Origin of the sequence: Microbulbifer guangxiensis (genome assembly GCF_021729075.1) — a bacterium.
GTDB lineage: Bacteria > Pseudomonadota > Gammaproteobacteria > Pseudomonadales > Cellvibrionaceae > Microbulbifer > Microbulbifer guangxiensis.
Genome location: NZ_JAJSAQ010000003.1, coordinates 234,069 through 258,476, shown reverse-complemented (window position 1 = coordinate 258,476; position 24,408 = coordinate 234,069). Strand labels below are relative to the sequence as shown.

The following is a 24,408-nucleotide window of genomic DNA, read 5'->3' as shown; positions in this document are numbered from 1 at the left end:
CAACCACTACCGTGGAGGCATCCCATGTTCACCAGCCGATCCAGGGACCAGTCCCGTCGAACCAGCGGCGCGTGTATACGACTAATCTGGTATCTGCTCCTCTCCCTGGCCGCCCTGCCGGTGCGGGCGGAGATCGTATGGCACTGGGAGGATTCTTTTACGGCGACGGAGAGAGAAAAGCTCATTCGCTGGGTCAGCGAGACCACAGCGGCCGTGGAAGAGCACGTGGCACCCTTCCCCTTCGACCTGCATATCTTTTTCTACCGACGCGAGAGCCGGCGGGAACCGGTGCCCTGGGCCAATACCCGCCGCGATCGCATCCAGGGAGTGAATTTCCATGTCGATCCGGATTACCCGCTGCAGGCATTTCTCGATGACTGGACCGCGCCCCACGAGCTCAGCCACCTGTTGATTCCCTATCTCGGCCGACAGCACGCCTGGTTTGCGGAGGGCTTTGCCAGTTTTATGCAGTTTCAGATCATGCAGCAGATGGGTGTCCTGACCGAAGCACAGGCTGAAGCTCGCTATCGGGTACGCGTGGAGCGCGCTGCGCGGCGGTATAGCTATGACGACCGTCCCTTTGCCGAGGCTGCGCTGCGACTGCGCGCGAACTCGGAATACCCCACCATGTACTGGGGCGGCGCCGTGTATTTTCTGCAAGTGGATCGGCAGCTGAGGGAAAATGGCTCGTCGCTGCGGCAGGTGCTGGCGGAATACGTTCACTGCTGTCGGCTGCGGGATCACAATATCGCGGCGTTGACATCAGAGCTCGACCGCATCTCTGGTGAAGAAGTTTTCACAATCTTGTTGCAGGAACTCAACGTGAAAAGGGGTTTTCCAGCGGTAGAGCAACTCTGGTGAAAAGGTGCTCGCCCAACCGGGTTACCCGTCTCTGTGTTGCGCCGACTGCTGCCTTTGCAAACAACTGCAAAATGCTAGAAGCTTCTCGGATAGTCCAGCTCGAGCACTCCCTGCACTCTAGGTAAATTCCTGTCATGGGTCTCACGAAATTCGAGCTGCAACTCTCCTTCCGAAATAGCCTTTAGTTTTCGCGCATAGACATTCTCAACACTCGGGCTTTCAGCTAACAAAAAAGCCTGGGTCAGGTGCTCTCGGGTACTTTTAACTCTCCCTAGCCGCAGCGACGTCAATCCCATCAAAAAGTGAAAACGGTGATCATCCTCATACAACCGCAATGCGCGACTCAGCCGTTTTTGTGCAGTTTTATAATCCCCAGACTCATAGGCGGTACGGGCCTCTTCATACAGAAAATACGGATTGCGTTCACGATGATAATGAACGCGGGCAGCATAAATGTCCGCGAGCTTGGTGTAACCCTCGGCCCGATACAGGCGTTCGAGATTGCTGATGGAAACCAGATGGCCACCATTCAGCGCCAGGGCCTGTTGGTAACTGGATTCAGCCAGCTCACGGTGACCCGCACGGCTATACAGGGCACCGAGGTTGGCCCACAGGTCGGCGGAACCGGGTTTCAGGTCGATGGCCTTGCGCAGGTGCAGAAATGCCTGCGCGGCATCCCCCTGCTGCATCAGCTCTACCCCGCGATTGCTGTAGAACTGCGCAAACGCCTCCCGGTCGTCGAGCCGGCGCTGGTCGTAGAGGGGGTCGTAAGCCTCCAGGTTGAAGTCCACCACCCGCCGCCCGCGCCGGCCCTGGGAAACCATATTGATATGGCGGTAGACCACGAAAGTCTGTTCCTGCTCACTGCTCCAGACCGGCGGAACGTCCACCTCGTTGAAATAGGCATCCGCACCCAGTTCCCGCGTCATGGCCACCATCATCAGGGTAAAGGCCAGACAGTTGCCGCGCTGCTGGTGAAAGGTGTCGGCTGCGGTGAGGGTCGCGTCCGCTTCGTAGCTCACATGGAAAGACTGCTCATCGAAAGCACGGATCAGGGCAGCGAGGCGTGCGTCCGGGCTGCGCCCGGGCGCCACGCGGGCCAGTAGAGCGCGCATCTCCGGGGTCAGGGACAGCAGTTGTTCGTCGGGCAGGGCTGCCGGATCGACGGGCTCGCCGAGGATGGCGGTTCCGGACAACAACCCGTGAACATCTGCCGGGGCCTCCTGAGCCGGCAGCGTGGTGCAGCCGCTGAGGATGAGAGCGGCCAGCAGCGAGACCAGGAACGCAGGTATGACCGAGGTAACCGGGGTTTTCATCGTTATATTCCCCTGCAAAGATATTTATATTCAGGATTTACCACTAATCCCCGCCGCTGTGAACCCGCCTGCGACAAATCGCCCCGTTTCATTTGTAACGATTCGCCTGCCAATAACGCAGCTGTTACACTCCAGGGTCTTGTTGTGGCAGCTGCCGGGCCCGGCCCGCGCGTCTCCCACATCTCCGCAAGCCAGGCGTGAAAGATCCGCTTATACGGGTCATTTGCACCGGGCGTGAAAGGCTCGACTAAAGCTATAACAACTGGAATACAGGTTATGTCGTCGAATACATATCAGAACAGTGATGGCTTCTTTGGCCATCCCAAAGGGCTCTCCACCCTCTTCTTTACCGAAATGTGGGAGCGGATGAGTTACTACGGTATGCGCGCCCTGCTCGTGCTGTTTATGACCGCCAGCCTGCAGCAGGAAGGCCTCGCCTTCACCGTTGCTGCGGCCACCGCCATCTACGGTCTCTACACCGGCGCGGTCTACTTCCTCGGCCTGCCCGGCGGCTGGATCGCAGACCGCCTGCTCGGCGGCCAGCGCACCGTCTGGTACGGCGGCATCATCATTATGTGTGGCCATATCGTGCTGGCCATCCCCAGCGACAGCACCTTCTTTATCGGCCTGATCCTGGTGGCTACCGGTACCGGCTTGCTGAAGCCGAATATCAGTGCGCTGGTGGGCCACCTGTACCAGCCGGACGATGTGCGCCGGGACAGTGGCTATGCCCTTTATTACATGGGCATCAATATCGGCTCTATCGCGGGTTACATTATCTGTGGCTACTTCGGTGAGAAGGTCGGCTGGCACTACGGCTTCGGCGCCGCCGCCGTGGGTATGGCGATCGGTCTGATCCAGTACCGCAAGACCATCGGCAACCTGGGCGATGCAAGCCTGAAGCCGGAGCACCCGATGACCGCTGCAGGTGCCAAGAAAGCCTGGGGCGTCATCTGGGCAGTCGTTGCCGCGGTCGTGGTGATCACCGCCCTGACCATGACCGGAGCCATCACCATCAACCCGGTGGCCGTGGCCAAGTATGTGGCTTACACGTTCACCGCGATCTTCCTGCTCTACTTCGGTTACATCTATTTTGGTGGCGGCCTGAAGGAGACCGAGAAGAAGCGCATGTGGGCGCTGTTCCTGGTCTGTGTGGCCTCGGCCTGTTTCTGGTCCGGCTTCGAGCAGGCGGGCTCCTCCCTGAACCTGTTCGCCCGTGACTACACCGACCGTATGGTCGGCGCCTTCGAGATTCCTGCGTCCTGGTTCCAGTTCGTGAATCCGCTGTTCATCGTCATCCTGTCACCCTTCTTTGCGGCGCTGTGGATCAACCTGGGCAAGCGCATGATCACCCCGTCTTACGGGATGAAGTGCGCCGTCGGCCTGATCATCATGGCTTCCGGCTTCATCGTGATGTTCTTCGCCGCCCAGGCCGCGGCAGCTGGACTTGAAGTAGCGCCCTACTGGCTGATAACCACTTACTTCCTGCACACCGTCGGTGAACTGTGCCTGAGCCCGGTAGCCCTGAGTGCCGTAAGCAAGCTGTCCCCACGCCGCTTCGCCGGCCAGATGATGGGTGTATTCGTACTCACCTATTCCATCGGTAATGTGATTGCAGGCCTGCTGGCAGGCAACTTCGACCCGGAGAATATCTCTGCGCTGCCCAACCTGTACGTGCAGATCGCCATCTTCAGCATCGGCATCGGTGCGGTCATCGCCCTGATCAGCCTTAAATCCAAAGGCTGGGAGACCCACGGTGACGGTGAAGAGAAAGAGCCGGTAGAGCCGGCCGAGGCACCAGCCAAGGCGGTCTGAGATACCACCCGTCGGGCGTCACCTGACGCCTGACTGCAGGACCGCTTACAAAGGCCGCTGGCAACAGCGGCCTTTTTTGTGCCTGTCAGGTACCAGCAGGTGATGTCAATGGATACCAGAAGCCGAGTGCGCGGTAGAGAGCATCGGATACCACCATCCGGGTGAAAACCTCCGGGGATATCCGTACGCCTGCCAAGCAGCTTCAGGTGAGCAGGTGCAGGTTCTGCCAGATAAACCGCAGGCCGATAACACACAGCAGCCCGGCAAAGCAGTTTTTCAGCATCTGCGGGGAGAGGCGGTGCGCCAGCAGCGCGCCGAAGCGTGCAAAGAAAGCGCTGGCGAGGACGATACCGAGAAAGGCCGGCCAGTAGATATAGCCGCTGCTCCATGCCGGCAGCTGCGGTTCATTCCAGCCCTGCACGGCGAAACTGACTGCACCAGCAACCGCGATCGGCAAACCGCAGGCCGCAGAGGTGGCCACCGCCCGCTGCATCTGCACCTGGCAACGGCTCAGGAACGGCACTGTCAGGGAGCCACCGCCGATTCCGAAGATGGCAGACGCCCAGCCAATCACCCCTCCGGCGACCGTCAGCACCGGGCGGCCCGGTATGCGGCCGCCGTCTTCCGGCAACTGCGCCCGGCGGAAGCCGTCCAGCCACATCTTGGCCGCAATGGCTAGGGCAAAGAATCCGATCAGCAACTGCAGCCAGGCCCCGGGGAGTAAGTGGGCAGTCACACCGCCCAGCCAGGAGCCGAGCAGGATGCCCGGCGTCATGGCAAGGAAGATTGTCCAGTCCACTGCCCCTTTGAGATGGTGGGTACGGATGGAGCTGATGGAGGTGACGATGATGGTCGCCAGCGAGGAGGCCACCGCCATATGAGTGAGAATTTCCGGGGCAATCCCCTGGGCGGTAAAGACCAGCACCAGCGCCGGCACGATGATCAGGCCCCCGCCGACCCCGAAGAGACCGGCAATGGTGCCGGCCGCCGCGCCCAGCAACAGATAGATCAGTAGCGTTTCCATGTCACCCCCGGGAAAGGCCTGGCAGGCCTTTTTTCTGCTCCGTGCTGTCGGGCATCCGCGCCTGCCACTCTCTCACCTGAAAGGGAACTGCACCGGTCTCTCAGCCGGACTTCTCCAACTGGAGCCAGTCGAAGCCTTCCTGCTGGCAGGCAAAGATGCAGTTGGCTGCCCGCTCGGCGGCTTCCGCCAGCGCAGCACGGGCAAGCTCGATGGTATTGTTCTTCTCACTGATATGGGCCACCACCAGGTGCTGCAGCTGCTCTGAGCCGACCCGCTGCAGGAAGCCCGCCGCCTGCTGGTTGCTGAGGTGGCCGTAGGCACCGCCGACCCGGCGCTTGAGTGAGGGCGGATAGGGCCCCTGCGCCAGCATCTGCGGGTCGTGGTTCGCCTCCAGCACCAGGCCATCACAGCCGGCAAAGTGGTTCTCCACATGGGGCGTGACCGTACCCAGGTCGGTCAGCAGGCCGAGACTGGTACCGCGGCTGCGAAATACGAACTGGGCCGCCTCGCGCGCATCGTGGGGCACCGCCACCGGCGTGACCTGAATATCCGCCACGGAAAAGGGCTGGTGCCCCTCGATCAGGTGCACACTGGGCAACTTGCCGATGTCCCGGGCGCGCAGGGTTCCTGGCGTCAGGTAAACCGGCAGCCCGTACTTGCGCGCCAGTGGCGCCACACCGGACAGGTGGTCGCTGTGTTCGTGGGTGACGAGGATCGCCGAGAGATCGGCAGGAGACAGGCCGAGCCGCGCCATGCGCCGCTCGGTTTCCCTGATCGTGAAGCCGCAATCCACCAGCAGGCAATGGTCGCCGCTGGCGACCAGGGTGCCGTTGCCTTTACTGCCGCTGCCCAGTGACGCGAACCTGAGCGTCATCAGATCAGGTTCTGTTGGATTGCCATCAGCAGTTCAGAGGCTTTTGCCCGGGACAGGGGCTGGCCCCTGGTGTTGCGAATGCGGACCTCGACCTGATCCGGGGTGCTGCGCACCACCACCAGGTAGCCGGGAATATCTGCGCCCGGGCCACTGCCAGCACCCTGCAGATTCGCGAACAGGGCCGGCTCGGCGCCCTCCTTGACCTGGATGTTGGCGATGACCTGCTGCATGGTCACCTGCTCCGCTTTCTCGGCCAGGTCGTCCTGCGCTTTGCCGCCCCAGGAGAACCAGCCGCCGTCCTCGTCTTCGGCCAGCTCCCGGTTTTCGTCGTAGGTGACATAGAAGATGCCAACTTCAGCGTCTTCCTCGTGCATCCGGTAGGCACCGGCATTCACAGCGTGGGCGACCGTTGCCCAGGCGCGGTCGCGGCTGAGTGCCATGGTGATATAGGGCTCGCGACCAGCGGGCTCTTTCAGCTGTACCTTGACTGAGCCACCACCGATAGCCTGGGCTACCAGGGAGGCTGCTGCGCCAGTCACATCGGCAGCCAGCGCGGTGGACATTTCGTCGATCATCCAGCCCTCACGCTCGGGGCTGGTAGACATCTCCGGCCAGGTAACGGCAGCACTGGCCGGCATCTCGGCGGGCGCAGACAGGTGGCGCACGTGGATCTCGGTGGTGTCCGGCTGCACACCGGATTCCACCCGCAGGCGGTACTTGTCTTTGGTTTCCGGCGAGTCCTTGAACTGCAGCCAGGTGGTTTCCATGACGCCGGCAGAGGCGTCAGAGCGCTCCAGCTGCAGGCCGGAAGTGCGCAGGAAGTAGTGCAGCTGCGGCCAGACCTCCTCGGGGGGCTGGGATACCAGTACCCAGCGGCGGTTGCCCAGCTTCTGGATCTTCACCCGCTCCAGGCCGGCGTTCACCGCCAGCGCCTGCGGGCGCGGCACTTCGAAGTCACCGCGCTCCAGCTCGGCACTGCCCACCTGCGGGATCTCGTAGAGTTCTTCCTGGCTCTTGGCTTCCACACCCTCCGGCATACGCAGCGGCGGCAGGCTGTTGGCCAGCTGGTAATCGTCTCCGCGGTCACGGAAATAGCCATTGTCGCCAAACACGCCGCAACCGCTCAGGGTCAGGCCGGCGATACAGAGTGCGGCTCCAGCAGTCAGTCTTGTCATTATTGCTTTCCTAAATCCAATTCTTGTTGGCGACACCGCCGGCGGCGGGCGGCGGTGGTCAGAGTACCCCGGCGGAGCGCAGGGCCTCGCGCACGGTTGCGTGATGCTCCGGAGACAGGCTGGTCAGCGGCAGGCGTATGCCACCGTCGATGTGCCCCATCTCCCGCAGCGCCCACTTTACCGGTATCGGGTTGGACTCCACAAACAGCACTTTGTGCAGTATCTGGATCCGCTGGTCGATGGCCCGGGCGGTTTCCGCGTCACCCCGCAGCGCTGCGGCGCACATCTGCGCCACCGCCGCTGGTGCCACATTGGCCGTCACACTGATATTGCCGTGTCCACCAGCGAGCATCAGCTCCAGCGCAGTGGCATCGTCGCCGGAATAGACGGCAAAGCCCTCGGGCAGTGTCTGGATCAGCTCGCGGGCGCGCTCCAGGTCGCCCGTAGCCTCCTTGATCCCGACAATATTGCCGATTGCCGACAGGCGGCGCACGGTTTCCGGCTGCATGTCCACTGCGGTGCGGCCCGGAACGTTGTAGAGAATCTGGGGAATGGCTACCGCCTTGGCCACAGTCTTGTAGTGCTGGAACAAGCCTTCCTGGGTGGGCTTGTTGTAGTAAGGCGTTACCAGCAGGCAGGCATCAGCTCCGCATTTGGCGGCAGTCTCGGTCAGCTCGATGGCTTCCGTAGTGGAATTGGCGCCGGTACCGGCAATGACCGGGATGCGGCCAGCCACCTGGTCCACCACCCGGCGGATCACCTCCAGGTGCTCGTTCACGTCCAGCGTGGCGGACTCACCGGTAGTGCCCACCGCCACGATGGCGTTGGTGCCCTGCTCGATATGCCACTCCACCAGGTTGTGCAGGCTGTCCCAGTCCAGGCCGCCATCTGCGTACATTGGGGTAGCCAGGGCCACCATACTGCCGGAAAACATCCTAACTCCTTACTGTTGGTCCAGCCTGCGGCTCGCGGCCGCTGCCATCACTGCCCAAAAATAGACCGGTATGTTACTGAGCGCGGGGGGTAGATGCCAGAGTGTCCCAACACCTGTTTTCAGCGCCTCATTTCAACGCCTAGTCGGCGACTTTCCTGCGCTTTTTCTTGCGCTTGCGCACCCCGTCATACACACCCGGCTCACCGGGCGGGCGGGTCTTGAAGCGCCGGTGCACCCACATATATTGCTCGGGGTTGTCCCGCATGCGCGCTTCGACAAACTGATTGACCAGCACCGCGTCCTTGAGTTCGTCCCCGGACGGAATTTCCTCGATGGGCGGATAAACCTTGACCCGATAACCGGCCCCACCCTCAAGGCGCGTGACGATGTAGGGCACCACCTGCGCGCGCCCAACCCGGGCAAAGCGGGAAGTGCCGGTGACCGTCGCGGCCGGCTGGCCGAACAGGGGGGCAAACACGCCCTGCTTGATGCCGTAATCCTGGTCCGGCGCATACCAGACCGCCCGGCCCCGCTTCAGCGCCCGTAGCATGCCGCGCACGTCTTTGCGCTGAAACACCTCGGAATCCGCACCGTGCCGCTCGCGCCCCTTGCGCTGCATGTAGTCGTATACCGGGTTCTTGTGTGGCCGGTACATGCCATCCACCGGGTGGCTCAGGGACATGAACTGGGCGCCGATCTCCAGGGTGGTGAAGTGCATGGCCAGCAGCACCACCCCCTGGCCGCGCTCTGCCGGCCCCTGCAGGTGCTCCAGCCCCTCGATGGTAAAGCGTTTGCGCAACCAGCGGCCTGAGCGGAACCAGGCCATACCGGTTTCCATCAGCGCGATACCGTTGGACTCGAAATTGCGGCGCAACAGGGCATCCCGTTCCCCATCACTCTTTTCCGGAAAACACAGTGCCAGATTGCGCTCGGCGATTATCCGCCGGCTGGTCGCCAGGCGCAGCATGAGCCGGCCCAGGCCACGGCCTATCGCCAGCTGCCAGCGATAGGGCAGCTGCGCCGCTAGGTACCAGAGACCAAAGAGGAGCCAGGTCGGCCAGTAGCGCGGGTGCAACAGCGCCGCGCGGAAATGCGGTTTTTCCATAATTCAGGGGAACGGTTGCCGCCAGAGTGTGAGAAAGCGGCGCATTATAGCGGATAAATGCCCGCCGTTGGCGTGGCGGCGAATACTAACCTCACCGAGGATGATCGCGCCTCAAGCCCTCCAGGTCATAGTGTGCGAGCACTGCCAGGAAGCCATACATCAGCAGCATCGACAGCATGTAAGCGATGGCGGCTCCGGTGGCTTCAAAGCGGGGTACCAGCCACCACAACAGCACCAGCTGCAGCAGCGCACAAATCACCAGGGTGCTGAAGGTCAGCAGATTGTGCCCGCGGTATTTCAAATAGGTAGGAGCCAGGCCGAACAGCACGGTGGCAGCGATGGTGACCGAGAGCAGACGAAAGGCGACGCCGCCCTCCGTGGCAAACTCGGGCCGGAACAGTTCCATCAGCGGGTCGGCAAACAGGAACACGACGGCCAAAAACAGCGCCAGGGTTGGCACCAGCCACTGCAGCCGTACGCGTCGGTAGCGATCCAGAGCCCGGTAGTCACCGCGCTCCATCAGCACCGACAGCTCCCGGGCATATTTGCGGTTGGTCGCCACTGCGAGGATCGCCGCCACACTGGCCATGGATAGCGCCGCAGCATAGGCGCCGGTTGCCGTCGCAGAAGGCTGTAACCAGTCCAGCATCACCACGCCACTCTGCGCCACCACCCCCATGGCCAGGCGATAGACCCAGAATGGCAGCGATGCCCGGCGCCATGAGGGCTTTGGCTCCGTGGAGCGGCAGCCCTGTCGCGACCCGGACCAGGCGCGATGGACCCAGCAACCGAGTACGACCAGCGCCACCAGCCACCCCCCAGCCCAGCAGGCAATGGCTGAGGTGCTGGTCAGCGGCAGCGGCGCTACCGCCACCAGTACTATCAGGACCAGAGCCACCAGAGGCACCAGCAGCAGGGTCGCAAAGGCGGCCCGCACACAATCACCGGTGGCGCTGAGGACGGCGGCGAGGAAATTCACCAGCACACCCACGGGCAGGAACAGGCACCCAAGGTAAACGGCCAGCAGGGTGTCCGCGGGAAACTCACGGATCTCCCGCGCCCAGAGTGCCGCCAGGGCGCCCACGATCAGAGCCCCGGCGAGGATACGCACGACACCAAAGCGGAACAGATCGGCGGCGAGCTGCCACTGGCCGCACTCGAACTTGCCCGGCATCAGCCTCAGGGCATATTTGTCCAGCCCCTGTGCCGCCACGGCGAGCAGCAGAAGGTAGATGGCGGCCGCAACCACGTAGGTTTCGAAGCCCTCAACCGAGAGGCTCCGGGCGAGGAGGACCGTGACAGCAAATGTCAGGAACTGGCCGATAACACCGACCGCAGCGAGGCACCCGACCTCGGCCAGATGTTCTTGCCGCTCGCGTTCAGCATCTGCCATGCCTGACACTTCGCTGTCGTCGGTGGCGGCCTGATAACCGCAAGACAAGACACCTGAGCCTACTCAGGACCTTGCCCCGAGCAGGCCGGCGTTACCGGTGGAATGGATTCACAATCCGGGGAGCGGGTAATCGGGCATTAGTGACGCAACAGCGTGTCGAGCTCGTCGACCACCTCACACCAGTCCGAGTCATCCTGGATCGCTTCCTTCAGAAACTCGCGCTGCCCGTCCGACCAGAATGGCGCCTTGGCCAGCTTCTGGTCGCCGGCCAGGTGATGGCGGGCGATGAATTCGTCGATGGCAGCGTCCTCTGAAGCGAGACCCAACTGCGCGAACAGGTCATTCAGGGTGTGATGGGTTGAAGTATCCATTGTCACTCCGTCTTGTCCGGGGGTACGGGTGCACCTTTTGTGCCCCCTGCGCCACACAGGAAAGTCCTCCCAGTATAGCGCCCTGCCGGTCAAGCCGATGGGCGCTGCACTGGGGGGCCTTCACCGTCAGATATGGAAGGTCTGCATGGCAATTTCAAGGGGGCCGCTCACAGCAGCATCGGGAGCAAATGGCCGGGGGCTCGCCCCGGCCGACTCTGTGGAGACGATTTAGAGTTCAGCTCGCATTGACTGATTCCCTGTTTCGTTGCCACTGGCCTGCTGCAGGCGCGCGACATAAGCATCCAGCGAGTAATCCCGCCCCAGGAAGTCATGCACCAGGTCCCGTGCGGGCCTAGACCCACCTGCCGACAGTACTTTGTCCCGGTACTCTGCTGCCACGATTGGGTTACGCATGCCTTCACGCTCGAAGCGGCTGAACATATCCGCGGCGATAGCCAATGACCATTGGTAGGTGTAGTAGTTGGAAGCGTAACCTGTTAGGTGTCCAAAACTGGCGTACATATGTGTATCGTCCATCGGCGGCACCACCGAATATTCCCGCTCGATAGCCTTGGACCGCTCGTCCAGGTCAAACGCTTCCGGGTCCTCCTCGTACAACTTGTATGACAGTGCCGCGTAAACCAGCTGGCGCGATGTATCCAACGGCAGCCCGAAGTCCCTCGCCGCCACCATGCGCTCGTAAAGCGCATCAGGCAACACCTCGCCCTCACTGTTGACGGCGAAGGATTGCAGAGTCTGGTAATCCCAGACCCACTCTTCCAGCATCTGAGAAGGCGCCTCGACAAAATCCCGCTCGGTACTGATGCCTGACAGCCCTGCCCAGCGCTGGTGCCCGGCGAACATGCCATGGATCAGGTGACCGAACTCATGCAGGAATGTCTCCACTTGTTGGAATTCCATCAGCGCGCCGGGGTCCCCCTCGCCGGGGAAATTACAGCCCAGCGCCATGATTGGCGGCTGCTGGCCACGCACGCCGACCTGGATTGGGAAGGCCGCGGCATGCTGGTACTTGCCCTCACGGGGATGCATGTCCAGGAAGAAACGCCCCACCAACTGGTCACCGGACCACATTTCGTAGGCCTCGACACTGGAGTGCCAGACCGGGGTATCCCATGGTTTGAACTCCACCGCAAACAAGTCACTCACCAGCTGGAAAATCCCATCACGCACGCGGCCATAGGCGAAATACTGCCGCAGTTGCTGCGCATCCAGCTGGTACTCACGCTGGCGTACCTTTTCCATCAGGTAGCTCCCCTGCCAGGGATGCACCTGCTCGGCCCCCGGTTGCTGCTGGCGCAGCTGAGTCAGCAGGCGCTGGTATTCGCGTCCGGCACCGTCGCGCACCTGCTCACCGAGCAAGTCGAGGAATTCGGCAACCGTCTCACTGTTGCCCGCCATCTTGTCGGCAGTATTGAGGTCAACAAAATTGTCGAAGCCCAGCAACTCAGCTCGCTGCCGCCGCAAGCGCAGCAGTTCCTTCAGTACTGGCTTGTTGTCCGGGTAGGCACGGTTGTGAAAGGCCAGCATAAGCTCGCGCCTGAGTGCGTCGTCCTGTGCGTACTTCATTACGGGGCCGAAGTCCGGATAGCGGGTGGTGATGGTCACCATGCCATCCTCTCCCGGTGGATGCGACGCGAGGAAGTCTTCCGGTAGTCCCGCCAGCCGCTCAGGCGCCACCTGAACGGAACGCACATCCTCTCGGATATTGCGCCCGAAGGTTTGTCCCGCTTCCAGTATCTCCTCGTTCAACTGTTTCAACCGTGCACGGATCGCTTCATCCTTGTCGACACCATTCAGGCGGAAATCCTGCAGGTACCCCTCCACGTAGTGGCGACTGTCAGCGGCCAGCTCCTGCTCGCTGACACGCAAGAAGCGCTCATACAGGGGGCGCGACATCTGCGCGTCAGTCACCAGCGCATTGAAAGCGACAACACATTTCTCCGCCGTGGTCCGCAGGTCGCCATCAGGATGCAGCTGCGAAAGGGTACTGGCCCGGCTATATTCATCCGTCAGCCGTATTTCAAAGGTATTCCACTGGTCGAGGAATCCTTCCTCGGTATAAGGACCATCCATGTTCTCCAGCTTTTCCAGGCTGGACCGCAGCCCTTCTTCTGCCTGGCTGCAATGTGATTGAAGCTGCTCGGCGGTGATGCTGGCGTAGGGAAATGGTGACGAAGACTGCAAAGTGGAAGCAGTAACTTCGCTCTCAGCGGTTGTCGCTGGCCCCCTGGCATCCTCCCGGCTACAGCCGACAGACAACAGCAGACCTAGTGACAGGGCCACTATCGGAATGACTCGGTTCAATCTGGAGAACATGGTATTCCCTCCTGGGTTGTTATCCTTGTTATCTGCGCGCCGTCTAGGTTCTGACGACCCCTGGTAGCGAACAGAGCGACCCGGGAATCCCCTCGAGACTGGCGTAGACCCAGCATATCGGAAACTCTCGACAGCAATGGAAGGATAAGGCGCCAACCGCGTCCCGGTCGCAGCACCGGGACTGTTGCCAGAGGAAATCGCGCCAATCAGGGAGCGGGGTTCGGGTTCTCGCTGTGGATAGCCTCGATTCCTTCCAGAACCGCCTGATCAAGCTTTAGGGAGACACTCTCGATGTCACTCTTGAGCTGATCCATGGTCGTGGCGCCAATGATGTTGGAGGTCACGAACGGCTGCTGGTTAACGAATGCCAACGCCATCTGCGCCGGATCCAGGCCGGCCTCCCGCGCCAGCCGCACATATTCAACCGTGGCCCGCTCTGCCCGCGGCCCGGTATAGCGCTGGAAGCGCTCAAACAGGGTAAGCCGTGCACCCGCCGGTTTCTGTCCACCCAGGTACTTGCCGGACAGGGCGCCGAACGCCAGTGGCGAGTAAGCCAGCAGGCCGCACTGTTCGCGGATCGCCATTTCCGCGCAGCCCACTTCGAAAGCGCGGCTCAGCAGGTTGTAGGGGTTCTGGATGCTGGCGATACGCGGTTTGCCCTGCGCTGCCGACAGCTTCAGGTATTCCATCATTCCCCAGGGAGTCTCGTTGGAGATGCCGATATGGCGCACCTTGCCCGCCTTGACCAGTTCTTCCAGGGCATCGACGGTTTCCGCGATCGCGATACCGTCGTCGCTGCCGTGCTCGTAACCGAGACGACCGAAAAAGTTGGTCTGCCGTTCCGGCCAGTGCACCTGGTAGAGGTCGATATAGTCCGTGCGCAGACGTTGCAGGGATGCCTCGCAGGCGGCGAAGATCTGCTCGCGGTTCAGGCGCGGGCCACCGCGAATATGGGCGACGCCGGAATTGGAGTCACCGCGACCGGTCACCTTGGTGGCGAGGATCACCCGGTCCCGGGTGCCGCGTGCCGCCAGCCAGTTGCCGATGTATTCCTCGGTGCGGCCCTGGGTTTCCACCCGTGGCGGTACCGGGTACATCTCGGCGCAGTCAATGAAATTGACCCCCTGATCCAGCGCATAGTCCAGCTGCTCGAACGCGTCCGCCTCGGTGTTCTGCTCACCGTAGGTCATGGTCCCCAGGCAGATCACACTGACATCCAGGCCGGTGGTGCCCAGCTTGCGGTATTCCATGGAGAAGCTCCTGTCACTCAAAGATGCAGGGCATTATGCAGGATGAAAGCAGCGGCGTGCAGGGCAGGAATTGCTGGATAGCGATGGAGACAGAAGGGAAAGGCAACTGGAAGCCAAAAGCCAGAAACGAAAAGCCGGAGCGACGGACGTCGCCCCGGCTGTGGGCCATTACTTGAAATCGGCCTCGACGATCGGGCTGATGTCGGCGTCGTAGTCGATACCGTCGACACCGAAGCCGAACAGCTTCAGGAAGTCTGCCTGGTAACCCTTGTAATCGGTCAGGTCGAACAGGTTTTCCTCGGTGACTTCCGGCCACAGTTTCTCGATCTTGGCCTGGGTCTCCGGACGCAGCTCCTTGTCATCTATGCGATAGCGGTTGTCACTGTCGAGGCGCGGGCTATCGGTGTAGAGACCCTCGGTGTACAGGCGGTAGAGCTGCTCGATACAACCCTCGTGGGTGCCCTCTTCCTTCATCACCTTGTAGACCAGGGAAATATACAGCGGCATCACCGGGATGGCAGAACTGGACTGGGTCACCAGCGCCTTCAGCACGGCCACGTGGGCATCCGCCTGGCCGCTTGCAGAAATGGCCTTGGCCGCGCGATCCAGATCCTCTTTTGCCTTGCCGATGGTGGCGTGGCCATAGATCGGCCAGGTCAGCTGTTCACCGATATAGGTGTAGGCGACAGTCTTGCAGTCGTCGGTCAGCACACCGGCCTTGCCCAGGGCATCCAGCCACAGTTCCCAGTCCTCGCCACCCATGACCTTTACGGTCGCCGCGATCTCTTCCTCGTTGGCGGGATCGAGGGTGATGTCGCCGATCTCCAGCTTGTCGGTGTTGAGGTTACGGGCGGTGTAGGACTTGCCGATCGGCTTCAGCACGGACGAGTGCAACTCGCCGGTTTTCGGATCCTTACGGCGGGGGGACGCGAGGCTGTAAACCACCAGATCCACCTTGCCCATGTCCTGCTTGATCATGTCGATGGCCTGGGCTTTCACCTCATCGGAGAAAGCGTCACCGTTGATGCTCTTGGCGTACAGTCCGGCCTTGTGCGCCTCTTCCTCGAAGGCCGCCGCATTGTAATAACCGGCGGAGGCAGTGCGCTTGTCCGTCGGCGGCTTTTCGAAAAACACCCCCAGGGTGTTGGCGTCGCTGCCGAAGGCGGCGGCGATACGGGAAGCCAGGCCATAACCGGTGGAGGCGCCGACCACCAACACATTCTTGGGGCCGCCCTCGATCTTTGGCTGGGCCTTGATGTAGTCGATCTGCTCGCGCACGTTGGCGGCACAGCCCTGCGGATGGGCATTGGTACAAATGAAGCCGCGCACTTTTGGCTGAATAATCATGCCGAATTCTCTCCCTTGGCAGTTGGGGATGAAGGGTGTCGCGCAGGCCCTGCCTCGACGCGCTCACCGCAGTTGTCCGGTTGCCGCGACCCGCAGTCGATGTGGTCGACCGGTCACGGCAGGCTGCCCATTCTACGGGGGATCCCCGGTCAGTCCAGAGGCACGCACGCCGCGGGCAAATCCGCCTGTCCAGAATATCCGGGGCCTAGGCCAAAGCAGCCCAGTCCACCGGGCTTGTGAGCTTTAAAAATGCCCCGGGTCGGGGCAGCGAGCCCGGCGCTGGTGCATCGACCACTGCCGACCAGAAGTTCACAAAGCCCCGTACCACCAGTTCCGGCGCTGCGCAGCATATGGCACGGATAGTGCAGCCTCCCCTGTGAGTGAACCATTGCCCAGAGCGCTATGCCGGCAGGGACCGCGACGGATCGCGGCCCCGTTCACTCACACCCCATCCACGCAAGAGGCAGAGAGGTACCCATGAAATACTATTCCCGTCATTTCGTTAAACCCGCGGACCTGAACCCGGCACAGCGCCTGTTCGGTGGGCAGCTGCTGGCCTGGATCGACGAGGAGGCCGCAATCTTTGCCGGCTGCCAGATGGGTACCCCGATGGTGGTCACCAAGCTGATGTCGGAAATTGATTTTGTCAGTTCGGCGTTCTGCGGCGACGTGGTGGAGTTCGGTTTCGAGGTGGTCGATATCGGTCGCACTTCGCTTACGATTCACTGCGAGGTGCGCAATAAACAGACCCGGGAGTTGATCCTGCAGGTGGAGCGAATTGTGTTTGTGGCCCTGGACCTAGAGGGCAAACCGACACCGCACAAGAAAGCCGGTATGACCGTGGCCGAGGCACGGGAGGAAAACGACAGCGCCCTCGGCATTCAGCGGCTCGCCGGATAAGAAATGCGTGCCCGTGAACCTGGACATCAATTAGAAGGAAATCAAAAGCCGGAATTTAAGACAGAGTGCCAGGCCCCACTGAGCCTTCTTTGAAACTTCTTGGAAGGCGTCGTGGGGCTAATCAATACCCTGAGCCGGGCCCGGTGCCCGGCTTTTCACTGAGCGGCTCAGCGCAAAAGTAACAGCGGCTTCTCGGTATTCAACAGCATCTTGGCGGTGATGCTGCCCATCAGCAGATCCCGCAGTCGGTTGTGGCTGAAGGCCCCCATCACGGTGAGGTCGATGTTGTGCTCACGCTGGTACTCCACCAGTGCCTCGACAGTTTTACCGCTCAGCCGGTTGGCGGTCACGCTGAGGCCGGCCGCCTCCAGTTCTCCACTGGCCTCGGCCAGTAGCGCCTCCGCTTTTTCCGGCTCACCAACAAAGACCAGGTGACAGGCGATATCCCGAAACGCGGGGCTTTCCGCGACCATGCGCAGCGCCTTGCGCGCCGCCTCGCTGCCATCGTAGGCAAGCAGGATTCGCTGCGGCGGGGTAAATTCCTGGTTCACCACCAGGATCGGTTTGTGCAGTGAGCGCACCACAGTTTCCAGCTGCGAACCCAGCCCCTGCTTATCCTCACCGTGTTCCTCACCGCGGATGCCCAGTACCAGCACGCGGATATGGTCCTCCAGCGCCACCAGGGACTCGGGCAGACTGTCGTGGCGCTGGCAGGTTTCCACCAGGCTGATGCCGGACTGGGCGACACGCTCACGGGCAGCCTGCAACATCAGCTTGCCCTGCTGCACCAGCAATTGCGACCGCTGCTGTTCCAGGGCGGTGAGCTCCTCCAGCAACTCTTCCTGGCTGCCGAAGCCGATACTGCCGGAAAGGTCCGCGACCGCGGGCACATTGCTGCGCTCGATATTGTGCAGAAGCTTGACCGGCGCACCGGTGCGACCGGCAACCCAGGCTGCGTAATCGCAGACCGCGCCGGTATAGCGGGAGCCATCGACACAGGTCAGCACGACCGGCTCGCCGCCATTCACGAGGGAAACTTTATTGTTATTGTCCGTGTCGCTCATCAATGTCCTCCGAGGACTCTCTCAATCTCTTCCGGCTTGTCGTGTACACCGAAGCGGTCGACGATGGTCTCACTGGCTTCGTTCAGGCCCACCAGTTCCACTTCAGCGCCTTCACGGCGGAACTTGACCACGGATTTGTCCAGCGCGTACACAGCGGACACATCCCAGAAATGCGCGCGGCTCAGGTCAATTACCACCTTGTCCACCACTTCCTTGAAGTCGAACGATTCGACGAACTTGTCTGCAGAGTTGAAGAAAACCTGCCCCACGACCCGGTAGGTGCGGCAGCTGTTTTCCTCGTCCAGCTCCGAGGACACGTACATGAAGTGGCCGACCTTATTGGCAAAGAACAGGGCCGCCAGTAGAACGCCGACCAATACACCATAGGCCAGGTTGTGTGTCCACACTACCACAACCACCGTGGCCAGCATGACGATGTTGGTGGACAGCGGATAGTGCTTGAGATTACGCACGGAATCCCAGTTGAAGGTACCGATGGACACCATGATCATCACCGCCACCAGGGCGGCCATGGGGATCACCGCCACCCAGTCACTGAGGAATACCACCAGCGTCAACAGGCCGACACCTGCCACCAGGGTGGACAGCCGGCCGCGGCCACCGGATTTCACGTTGATCACCGACTGGCCGATCATCGCGCAGCCCGCCATACCGCCCATGAAGCCGGTGGCGATGTTGGCAATGCCCTGGCCTTTGCACTCGCGGTTCTTGTCACTGCCGGTATCGGTGAGGTCATCGACGATGGTGGCCGTCATCAGGGATTCCAGCAGGCCCACCACGGCCAGTGCCGCCGAGTACGGGAAGATAATCTGCAGTGTTTCGAAGTTCAGCGGCACTTCGGGCCACAGGAATACCGGCAGGGTATCCGGCAGGTCGCCCATGTCTCCCACAGTGCGGATATCGATCCCCATGATCACCGCCACAGCAGTCAGCGCCAGGATACAGACCAGCGGCGACGGGATGACCTTGCCGATCACCGGGATGTAAGGGAACAGGTAGATGATGCCGAGGCCTGCGGCCGTCATGGCGTAAACCTGCCAGCCGGCGCCGATCAGCTCCGGCATCTGCGCCATGAAGATCAGGATCGCCAGCGCATTGACGAAGCCCGTCACCACCGCCCGTGAGACAAAGCTCATCAGGCTGCCCAGCTTCATGTAACCGGCGATGATCTGCAGTACACCCGTCAGCAGCGTGGCCGCCAGCAGGTATTGCAGGCCGTGCTCCTTCACCAGCGTCACCATCAGCAGCGCCATGGCCCCGGTGGCCGCAGAGATCATGCCCGGGCGTCCGCCGACAAAGGCAATCACCACCGCAATACAGAAGGAGGCATACAGGCCGACGCGCGGGTCGACGCCGGCGATGATGGAAAAGGCAATAGCCTCGGGGATCAGCGCCAGGGCGACCACCAGGCCCGCCAGCACGTCGCGGCGGATGTTGCCGAACCAGTCGGCTTTCGTCGAAGACAGCAGCATAGTGAAGGGAATCCAGTGCGGATGAACAACAATTGATCAAAAAAAGGGCGCGCACTCTAACACGAGCCCTGTTCTCCATAAAGAAACCCCACCTGTCCGGCCATCGGACAGGTGGACAGCGGACACTCCTGGCGGACACCCGGCACCGCCGCACGGGACCCAGAAAAATAAAAACTTCTATTAATTTCAAGAGGTTAGCGAAGCCCCAAAAGCTGGCATAAGCCTTGCTATCTCACAACAAGAGCGGCCCGTCGCAGATTCCGGCGGGCCCCGCATCCGAATCCGGTGGCTGCCGCGTCACACAGAGGCAGGCCACCCCGGGAACCAAGAGATAGTGAAGGAACGGACAACAAGAATGATCAGAGATACCTCCGGGCAGGATGTCGTACTGGAAGCAACGCCCCCCTGGAAAAAGCCGCGCAATATCCGCCTGGCTGCCATCGCCCTCAGCACGCTGGCTTTCCTCTACTGGGGCATCAGCAGTTGGGTGAGCAGCGGCCGGGTCGATGGCACCCTGTCACTGGCCCAGATCAACATCGCCCAGGTCGAACGCGGTGACCTGACCCGGGACCTGATGGTCCAGGGCCGGGTAGTGGCCGCCAACAGCCCCACCCTCTACAGCCCGGCACAGGGCATCGTGAAGTTTGCCGTGAAGGCCGGTGACACCGTGCAGGCCGGACAGCTGCTGGCAGAAGTGGAGAGCCCGGAACTGGACAGCGAACTGGCGCAGCAGCGGGCCCTGCTCAACAAACTGGATGTGGAACTGCAGCGACAGAAAATCCAGGCCAAACGCCAGCAACTGGAGAACCGCCAGCGCGCCGATCTGGCCAAGGTTACCCTGGCCGCCGCCCAGCGCGAGCTGAAGCGCGCCGAGCTGTCGATGGAGAAGCAGATCATCTCCCAGCTGGATTTCGAAAAGGCCTCCGACGATCTGGCCCGCGCCCGACTGGAATACGAGCAGGCGGAGCAGAATGCGGCGTTGGAACAGGAGGCCCTGGCCTTTGAAACCCGCACCCTCGAGTTGCAGCTATCCCAGCAGACACTCCAGGTGGAAGAGCTGGAGCGCAAGGTCAAGGAGCTGCATATCACCTCCCCGGTCAATGGCACCGTGGGCAGCCTGGCTGTGACACAGCGCAGCGCCGTCGCCCGCAATGCGCCGCTGATGACCGTGGTAGATCTCACCAGTTTCGAACTGGAGGCCGCAGTACCGGAAAACTACGCCGATGACCTGGGCCTCGCCATGGCCGTGGAAATCAACCTGAGCGGGCGCAAGCTGCCCGGTGAGATCACCGCCATCTCCCCCGAGGTTATCGACAACCAGGTACAGGCCCGGGTGCGCTTTACCGGCGAGCAGCCCGAGAACCTGCGCCAGAACCTGCGCCTGACCGCGCGCATCCTGCTGGAAAACCGCAGTGACGTGATGCTGGTACGCCGCGGTGGCTTCCTCGACCAGAGCGGTGGCCGCTTTGCATGGAAACTTAACGGCGAAGGCGAGGCCATACGGGTGCCGATCCAGATCGGCGCCCTGGGGCTGAGCCAGGTGGAGATCGTCTCCGGCCTGCAGGAAGGCGACCGGATCATTATTTCCGCCGCGGAAGAACTGGAGCGGGGACAGCTGGTGGCGCTGAAGGATTAACTTTCCCCGCTGTAGGCACCTTCGAAAAGAACACGTAACTCGACGAGAAAGCGGTACTGACAGGTCCTGCTTGGGGGGCCTTCTGCGGCCATGGATGGCCGCAGAGAGCTTACAGGGAAGTATTCACAGCGTGCCCCACGAGTAGGGGCTGTCAGTGGCGCGACAGAGTCACTTGAAAATAATCCCGGGGCCTGACTGCCCGGCACATCGGAACAAACTTTAGAGATAAGGGAAACTACCATGCTGAAAATGCACAACATCCGTAAGAGTTATCGCACCGACACCATCGAAACGCATGCGCTGCGTGATTTCAGCCTGGAAGTGAACGAGGGAGAGTTTGTTTCCGTCACCGGTCCCAGCGGCTCCGGCAAGACCACGTTCCTGAATATCGCCGGCCTGCTGGAAACACCCACGGGTGGCCAGTACCTGCTGGACGGGGAGGATGTGAGCAGCCTGAACGACAACCAGCGCTCGCGCCTGCGCAACGAGAAGATCGGCTTCATCTTCCAGGGCTTCAACCTGATCCCCGACCTGAACCTGTTCGACAACATCGACGTTCCACTGCGCTACCGCGGCTTCAATGCCAAAGAGCGAAAAAAGCGCATCGAAAAAGTACTGGAACAGGTGGGACTGTCAGCCCGGGCCAGACACCTGCCGGCACAGCTGTCCGGCGGCCAGCAACAGCGTGTCGCCATCGCCCGTGCCCTGGCCGGCGAACCCCGCTTCCTGCTCGCGGACGAACCGACCGGCAACCTGGACTCGCTGATGGCCCGCCAGGTGATGGAGCTGCTGGAATTCATCAACGAGTGGGGCACCACCATCGTCATGGTCACCCACGACCCGGATCTCGCCCGCCGCGCGCACCGCAATATCCAGGTCGTCGACGGCCAGGTCTCCGACCTGCAACGGACTGCCGCACCCACCGCTGTGGAAATCGCCTAAGGGAGGTAACACCATGATCGGCTATTACCTTTCCCTCGCCATCCGCAGCCTGCGCTCGACTCCCATACTGAGCTCTCTGATGGTGGCCGCAATCGCCGTGGGCGTGGGTGCGGCCATGACCACCCTGACACTCAATTACATGATGTCGCGCAACGCGCTGGCAGAAAAAGATGCGGTGCTGTATGCCGTCCAGCTGGACAGCTGGTCCGCCACCCAAGGAGTGGATAACCCGAGCGAAATGCCCTGGCAGGTGACCTACCAGGATGCCGTGAGCCTGCTGCGCTCCGACATCCCCACCCACCAGGTGGCCATGCATCTCTGGGGTGGCCCCATATCGGTAGAGGGTTCGGAAATCCGCCCGTTCGTTGCCGGTGCCCGGGTTACCAGCCGGGATTTCTTCGCCCTGTTCGGCGTTGACTTTATTTACGGTGGCACCTGGTCAGAGGAGGCGGACAGCAGTCCGCTGCAACAGATCGTGCTGTCAGAGGAAACCAACGAAAAGCTGTTCGGTGGCGAAAACAGCGTGGGCCGCAGCCTTAACTTCAATGGCGCGCTCTTTACTGTGGTCGGCGTGACCGAGCACTGGCAACCCAGCCCCAAGGTGCACGACCTGAATAACGGCAGCTTCAATAACTCCGCGGAAGTATTCCTGCCGTTTGGCCTGCACCGGCAGTTCGAGATTTACCCCTGGGGTAACAACAACGGCTGGAAGGCCGAGGAGATCAACAGCTACGAGGATCGCCTCAACAGCGATGTCGTGTGGCTGCAGTACTGGGTGCAACTGGACAGTCCGGAGCAAGTTGAAGACTACCGCGATTTCCTGACCGCACATATCCGCGGCCAAAAGGCACAGGGACGCTTTCCCCGACCGCTGAAGTTTGGTCTCACCAACCCTTCGGAATGGCTGCAGCTGAATGAGGTGGTCGATGGGGATGATCGCATGCTCAGCTGGCTGTCACTGGCGTTCCTGTTGGTTTGCCTGGTCAATGCTGTGGCCCTGCTGCTGGCCAAATTCCTGCGCAAGGCGCCGGAGGCCGGTGTGCGACGGGCCCTGGGTGCCAGTCGCAACGCCGTGTTCAGCCAGCACCTGGTGGAAAGCGGTTGCGTGGGCCTGGCCGGCGGCCTGGTGGGCATCCTGCTGACGCTCGGCGGCCTGGGCCTTATCCGACAGTTACAGATGGGCTACATGGATCGCGTCGCCGCCATGGACTGGACGATGATGATTGCCGCCATTGGCCTCGCCGTGCTCTCCAGCCTGCTGGCGGGGCTGTATCCGGCCTGGCGTATCAGCCGTACGAATCCCTCCGTCTACCTGAAAACCCAGTGAGCCGCGAGATCAGAGGAAAATATCATGTTGGAACTGAGACCCATTTTATCGGCGCTCTGGCGCCACAAGATCTCCGCCCTGCTAATTGCACTGCAGCTGGGCCTGACCCTGGCCATTGTCAGCAACGCCCTGGTGGTGATCGACGAGCGGACTGAGCGTATCTCCCGGCCCACCGGTGTCGCGGTGGAGGACATCAATACGTTTGGCTACCTGGCCATTCCCAAGGACTACGACAAATTCGAGGCTTTCCGCCTGGACCTGGACATGATCCGCGCCCTGCCGGGCGTCGCCAGCGCCACCATCAGCAACCACGTGCCGCTGTCCGGCAGTGGCTCCTCCAGCGGCTTCTACACCGAGCCCAATATGGAAGTGGGCGCGACCGCCGCCAACTTCTACACCGTTGACGAACACTTTATCGAGGCTTTGGGAATGAACCTGGTGGCCGGCCGTGGCTTTTCACCGGAGGAAATCATGCAGGTCGGCGCCACCAGCAGCGAGCGCCCCACGGTGGCCGTGGTCACGCAGAGGTTGGCCGACGAAATGTTCCCGCAGGGCAATGCCCTCGGCAACGCCATTTTCAGGGGGGGCGACGACCATCCCATCGAGATCGTCGGCATCGTCGAGCGCAACCTCGGCCCCTGGCCCAACTCACCAATAGCCGGCCGTGGCGTTTTCTATCCGGCAATCATGGACCAATGGTTCACTTACATTGTGCGGGCCGAGCCGGGGCAGCGCGATGCAGTGCTGAAACTGGTGGAGGAGAAGCTGGCGGAGCGCGATCCCAACCGGGTAATCAATTCCGATACCCTGGAAGAACAGAAAGACCAGTACTACGCCGGCGACAACACCATGGTCAAGGTACTCACCGCTGTAGTCATCCTGCTGACCTTTATCGTGGCACTGGGCGTTGTCGGCCTGACGGTGTTCTGGATCACCCAGCGCCAGAAGCAGATCGGCGTGCGCCGCGCGCTGGGTGCGACCCGTACCGCGATCAGTCGTTACTTCCTGCTGGAAAACCTGATCATTGCCACGACCGGTATCCTGCTGGGCTTTGCCGCCGCGCAGATCTTCAACGGCTTCCTGGTCAGTGAGTTCAACCAGCCTGCCCTGCCGTTGACGGTAACGCTCGCCTGCGCCCTGGCACTGCTCGGTGTCAGCCTTGCTGCAGCGCTGCTACCGGCACTGCGTGCGGCCAATATCTCACCGGCAACCGCCACCCGCAGCGTATAAAGTGCTGTAGAATT

Annotated in this window: 20 protein-coding genes; 7 read left to right on the top strand and 13 right to left on the bottom strand. The window is 61.5% G+C overall.

Annotation, left to right across the window (positions count from 1 at the left end; genetic code table 11):
- Positions 1–24 precede the first annotated feature (24 nt).
- Positions 25–861, top strand: coding sequence for a hypothetical protein (locus LVD12_RS08180; protein WP_237067215.1), 837 nt, complete (start codon positions 25–27; stop codon positions 859–861).
- Positions 862–935: 74 nt separating this feature from the next.
- On the opposite strand, the gene LVD12_RS08175 is transcribed toward LVD12_RS08180, so the two are convergent.
- Entirely contained in the window at positions 936–2,177 is a 1,242-nt protein-coding gene (locus LVD12_RS08175) for a tetratricopeptide repeat protein (RefSeq protein ID WP_237067214.1), read from the bottom strand.
- Between the two features lie 276 nt (positions 2,178–2,453).
- On the opposite strand from LVD12_RS08175, the gene LVD12_RS08170 reads away from it, so the two are divergent.
- Positions 2,454–3,992 (top strand): peptide MFS transporter, encoded by a 1,539-nt coding sequence (locus tag LVD12_RS08170; RefSeq protein WP_237067213.1) that lies wholly within the window; start codon positions 2,454–2,456, stop codon positions 3,990–3,992.
- Between the two features lie 202 nt (positions 3,993–4,194).
- On the opposite strand, the gene LVD12_RS08165 is transcribed toward LVD12_RS08170, so the two are convergent.
- The 10 genes from LVD12_RS08165 to fabV form a co-directional block, all read right to left on the bottom strand.
- On the bottom strand, positions 4,195–5,016 hold the full coding sequence (locus LVD12_RS08165; protein WP_237067212.1) for a sulfite exporter TauE/SafE family protein: 822 nt from the start codon (positions 5,014–5,016) through the stop codon (positions 4,195–4,197).
- A 100-nt stretch (positions 5,017–5,116) separates the two neighbouring features.
- Entirely contained in the window at positions 5,117–5,890 is a 774-nt protein-coding gene (locus LVD12_RS08160) for an MBL fold metallo-hydrolase (protein ID WP_237067211.1), read from the bottom strand.
- Positions 5,890–7,065: an NlpB/DapX family lipoprotein gene (locus tag LVD12_RS08155; protein WP_237067210.1), complete on the bottom strand. Its 1,176-nt coding sequence runs from the start codon at positions 7,063–7,065 to the stop codon at positions 5,890–5,892. Before LVD12_RS08155 ends, LVD12_RS08160 begins: the two co-directional genes overlap by 1 nt.
- A 58-nt stretch (positions 7,066–7,123) precedes the next feature.
- Entirely contained in the window at positions 7,124–7,999 is an 876-nt protein-coding gene (dapA, locus tag LVD12_RS08150; protein WP_237067209.1) for a 4-hydroxy-tetrahydrodipicolinate synthase, read from the bottom strand.
- Between the two features lie 139 nt (positions 8,000–8,138).
- Positions 8,139–9,104, bottom strand: a complete 966-nt coding sequence (gene lpxL, locus LVD12_RS08145) for an LpxL/LpxP family Kdo(2)-lipid IV(A) lauroyl/palmitoleoyl acyltransferase (RefSeq protein WP_237067208.1) — start codon at positions 9,102–9,104, stop codon at positions 8,139–8,141.
- Positions 9,105–9,195: 91 nt separating this feature from the next.
- Complete coding sequence (locus LVD12_RS08140) at positions 9,196–10,497, bottom strand: lipopolysaccharide biosynthesis protein (protein ID WP_237067207.1); 1,302 nt, start codon at positions 10,495–10,497, stop codon at positions 9,196–9,198.
- 137 nt (positions 10,498–10,634) lie between these two features.
- Entirely contained in the window at positions 10,635–10,868 is a 234-nt protein-coding gene (locus LVD12_RS08135; RefSeq protein ID WP_237067206.1) for a DUF2789 domain-containing protein, read from the bottom strand.
- Between the two features lie 228 nt (positions 10,869–11,096).
- The gene (locus LVD12_RS08130) at positions 11,097–13,205 is read right to left on the bottom strand and encodes a M3 family metallopeptidase (protein WP_237067205.1); all 2,109 of its coding nucleotides are present in this window, start codon (positions 13,203–13,205) and stop codon (positions 11,097–11,099) included.
- 206 nt (positions 13,206–13,411) lie between these two features.
- The gene (locus tag LVD12_RS08125) at positions 13,412–14,455 is read right to left on the bottom strand and encodes an NADP(H)-dependent aldo-keto reductase (RefSeq protein ID WP_237067204.1); all 1,044 of its coding nucleotides are present in this window, start codon (positions 14,453–14,455) and stop codon (positions 13,412–13,414) included.
- A 168-nt stretch (positions 14,456–14,623) separates the two neighbouring features.
- Positions 14,624–15,802, bottom strand: coding sequence for an enoyl-ACP reductase FabV (gene fabV, locus LVD12_RS08120; protein ID WP_237067203.1), 1,179 nt, complete (start codon positions 15,800–15,802; stop codon positions 14,624–14,626).
- Between the two features lie 477 nt (positions 15,803–16,279).
- Here fabV and LVD12_RS08115 point away from each other — a divergent pair, with 477 nt between their 5' ends.
- On the top strand, positions 16,280–16,702 hold the full coding sequence (locus LVD12_RS08115; protein WP_237067202.1) for an acyl-CoA thioesterase: 423 nt from the start codon (positions 16,280–16,282) through the stop codon (positions 16,700–16,702).
- A gap of 167 nt (positions 16,703–16,869) precedes the next feature.
- Here LVD12_RS08115 and LVD12_RS08110 read toward each other — a convergent pair whose 3' ends face one another.
- Both LVD12_RS08110 and LVD12_RS08105 read right to left on the bottom strand, forming a co-directional pair.
- Complete coding sequence (locus LVD12_RS08110; protein WP_237067201.1) at positions 16,870–17,766, bottom strand: universal stress protein; 897 nt, start codon at positions 17,764–17,766, stop codon at positions 16,870–16,872.
- The gene (locus tag LVD12_RS08105) at positions 17,766–19,259 is read right to left on the bottom strand and encodes a SulP family inorganic anion transporter (protein WP_439651337.1); all 1,494 of its coding nucleotides are present in this window, start codon (positions 19,257–19,259) and stop codon (positions 17,766–17,768) included. The genes LVD12_RS08110 and LVD12_RS08105 overlap by 1 nt, the downstream gene beginning before the upstream one ends.
- A 355-nt stretch (positions 19,260–19,614) precedes the next feature.
- On the opposite strand from LVD12_RS08105, the gene LVD12_RS08100 reads away from it, so the two are divergent.
- The 4 genes from LVD12_RS08100 to LVD12_RS08085 all read left to right on the top strand — a co-directional run bounded on the left by LVD12_RS08100 (position 19,615) and on the right by LVD12_RS08085 (position 24,394).
- On the top strand, positions 19,615–20,895 hold the full coding sequence (locus LVD12_RS08100; RefSeq protein ID WP_237067200.1) for an efflux RND transporter periplasmic adaptor subunit: 1,281 nt from the start codon (positions 19,615–19,617) through the stop codon (positions 20,893–20,895).
- A gap of 240 nt (positions 20,896–21,135) precedes the next feature.
- Positions 21,136–21,837 carry an ABC transporter ATP-binding protein gene (locus tag LVD12_RS08095; protein WP_237067199.1) on the top strand — a complete coding sequence of 234 codons (702 nt, stop codon included), beginning with the start codon at positions 21,136–21,138 and terminating at the stop codon, positions 21,835–21,837.
- Between the two features lie 13 nt (positions 21,838–21,850).
- On the top strand, positions 21,851–23,164 hold the full coding sequence (locus LVD12_RS08090; RefSeq protein WP_237067198.1) for an ABC transporter permease: 1,314 nt from the start codon (positions 21,851–21,853) through the stop codon (positions 23,162–23,164).
- Positions 23,165–23,188: 24 nt separating this feature from the next.
- On the top strand, positions 23,189–24,394 hold the full coding sequence (locus LVD12_RS08085) for an ABC transporter permease (RefSeq protein WP_237067197.1): 1,206 nt from the start codon (positions 23,189–23,191) through the stop codon (positions 24,392–24,394).
- The last annotated feature ends 14 nt before the right edge of the window (positions 24,395–24,408 follow it).

What these genes read in the sequence shown, in the direction of transcription:
- LVD12_RS08180 (WP_237067215.1), top strand. Translation starts at nt 25, where the DNA reads ATGTTCACCAGCCGATCCAGGGACCAGTCCCGTCGAACCAGCGGCGCG.
- LVD12_RS08175 (WP_237067214.1), bottom strand. Translation starts at nt 2,177, where the DNA reads ATGAAAACCCCGGTTACCTCGGTCATACCTGCGTTCCTGGTCTCGCTG.
- LVD12_RS08170 (WP_237067213.1), top strand. Translation starts at nt 2,454, where the DNA reads ATGTCGTCGAATACATATCAGAACAGTGATGGCTTCTTTGGCCATCCC.
- LVD12_RS08165 (WP_237067212.1), bottom strand. Translation starts at nt 5,016, where the DNA reads ATGGAAACGCTACTGATCTATCTGTTGCTGGGCGCGGCGGCCGGCACC.
- LVD12_RS08160 (WP_237067211.1), bottom strand. Translation starts at nt 5,890, where the DNA reads ATGACGCTCAGGTTCGCGTCACTGGGCAGCGGCAGTAAAGGCAACGGC.
- LVD12_RS08155 (WP_237067210.1), bottom strand. Translation starts at nt 7,065, where the DNA reads ATGACAAGACTGACTGCTGGAGCCGCACTCTGTATCGCCGGCCTGACC.
- dapA (WP_237067209.1), bottom strand. Translation starts at nt 7,999, where the DNA reads ATGTTTTCCGGCAGTATGGTGGCCCTGGCTACCCCAATGTACGCAGAT.
- lpxL (WP_237067208.1), bottom strand. Translation starts at nt 9,104, where the DNA reads ATGGAAAAACCGCATTTCCGCGCGGCGCTGTTGCACCCGCGCTACTGG.
- LVD12_RS08140 (WP_237067207.1), bottom strand. Translation starts at nt 10,497, where the DNA reads ATGGCAGATGCTGAACGCGAGCGGCAAGAACATCTGGCCGAGGTCGGG.
- LVD12_RS08135 (WP_237067206.1), bottom strand. Translation starts at nt 10,868, where the DNA reads ATGGATACTTCAACCCATCACACCCTGAATGACCTGTTCGCGCAGTTG.
- LVD12_RS08130 (WP_237067205.1), bottom strand. Translation starts at nt 13,205, where the DNA reads ATGTTCTCCAGATTGAACCGAGTCATTCCGATAGTGGCCCTGTCACTA.
- LVD12_RS08125 (WP_237067204.1), bottom strand. Translation starts at nt 14,455, where the DNA reads ATGGAATACCGCAAGCTGGGCACCACCGGCCTGGATGTCAGTGTGATC.
- fabV (WP_237067203.1), bottom strand. Translation starts at nt 15,802, where the DNA reads ATGATTATTCAGCCAAAAGTGCGCGGCTTCATTTGTACCAATGCCCAT.
- LVD12_RS08115 (WP_237067202.1), top strand. Translation starts at nt 16,280, where the DNA reads ATGAAATACTATTCCCGTCATTTCGTTAAACCCGCGGACCTGAACCCG.
- LVD12_RS08110 (WP_237067201.1), bottom strand. Translation starts at nt 17,766, where the DNA reads ATGAGCGACACGGACAATAACAATAAAGTTTCCCTCGTGAATGGCGGC.
- LVD12_RS08105 (WP_439651337.1), bottom strand. Translation starts at nt 19,259, where the DNA reads ATGCTGCTGTCTTCGACGAAAGCCGACTGGTTCGGCAACATCCGCCGC.
- LVD12_RS08100 (WP_237067200.1), top strand. Translation starts at nt 19,615, where the DNA reads ATGATCAGAGATACCTCCGGGCAGGATGTCGTACTGGAAGCAACGCCC.
- LVD12_RS08095 (WP_237067199.1), top strand. Translation starts at nt 21,136, where the DNA reads ATGCTGAAAATGCACAACATCCGTAAGAGTTATCGCACCGACACCATC.
- LVD12_RS08090 (WP_237067198.1), top strand. Translation starts at nt 21,851, where the DNA reads ATGATCGGCTATTACCTTTCCCTCGCCATCCGCAGCCTGCGCTCGACT.
- LVD12_RS08085 (WP_237067197.1), top strand. Translation starts at nt 23,189, where the DNA reads ATGTTGGAACTGAGACCCATTTTATCGGCGCTCTGGCGCCACAAGATC.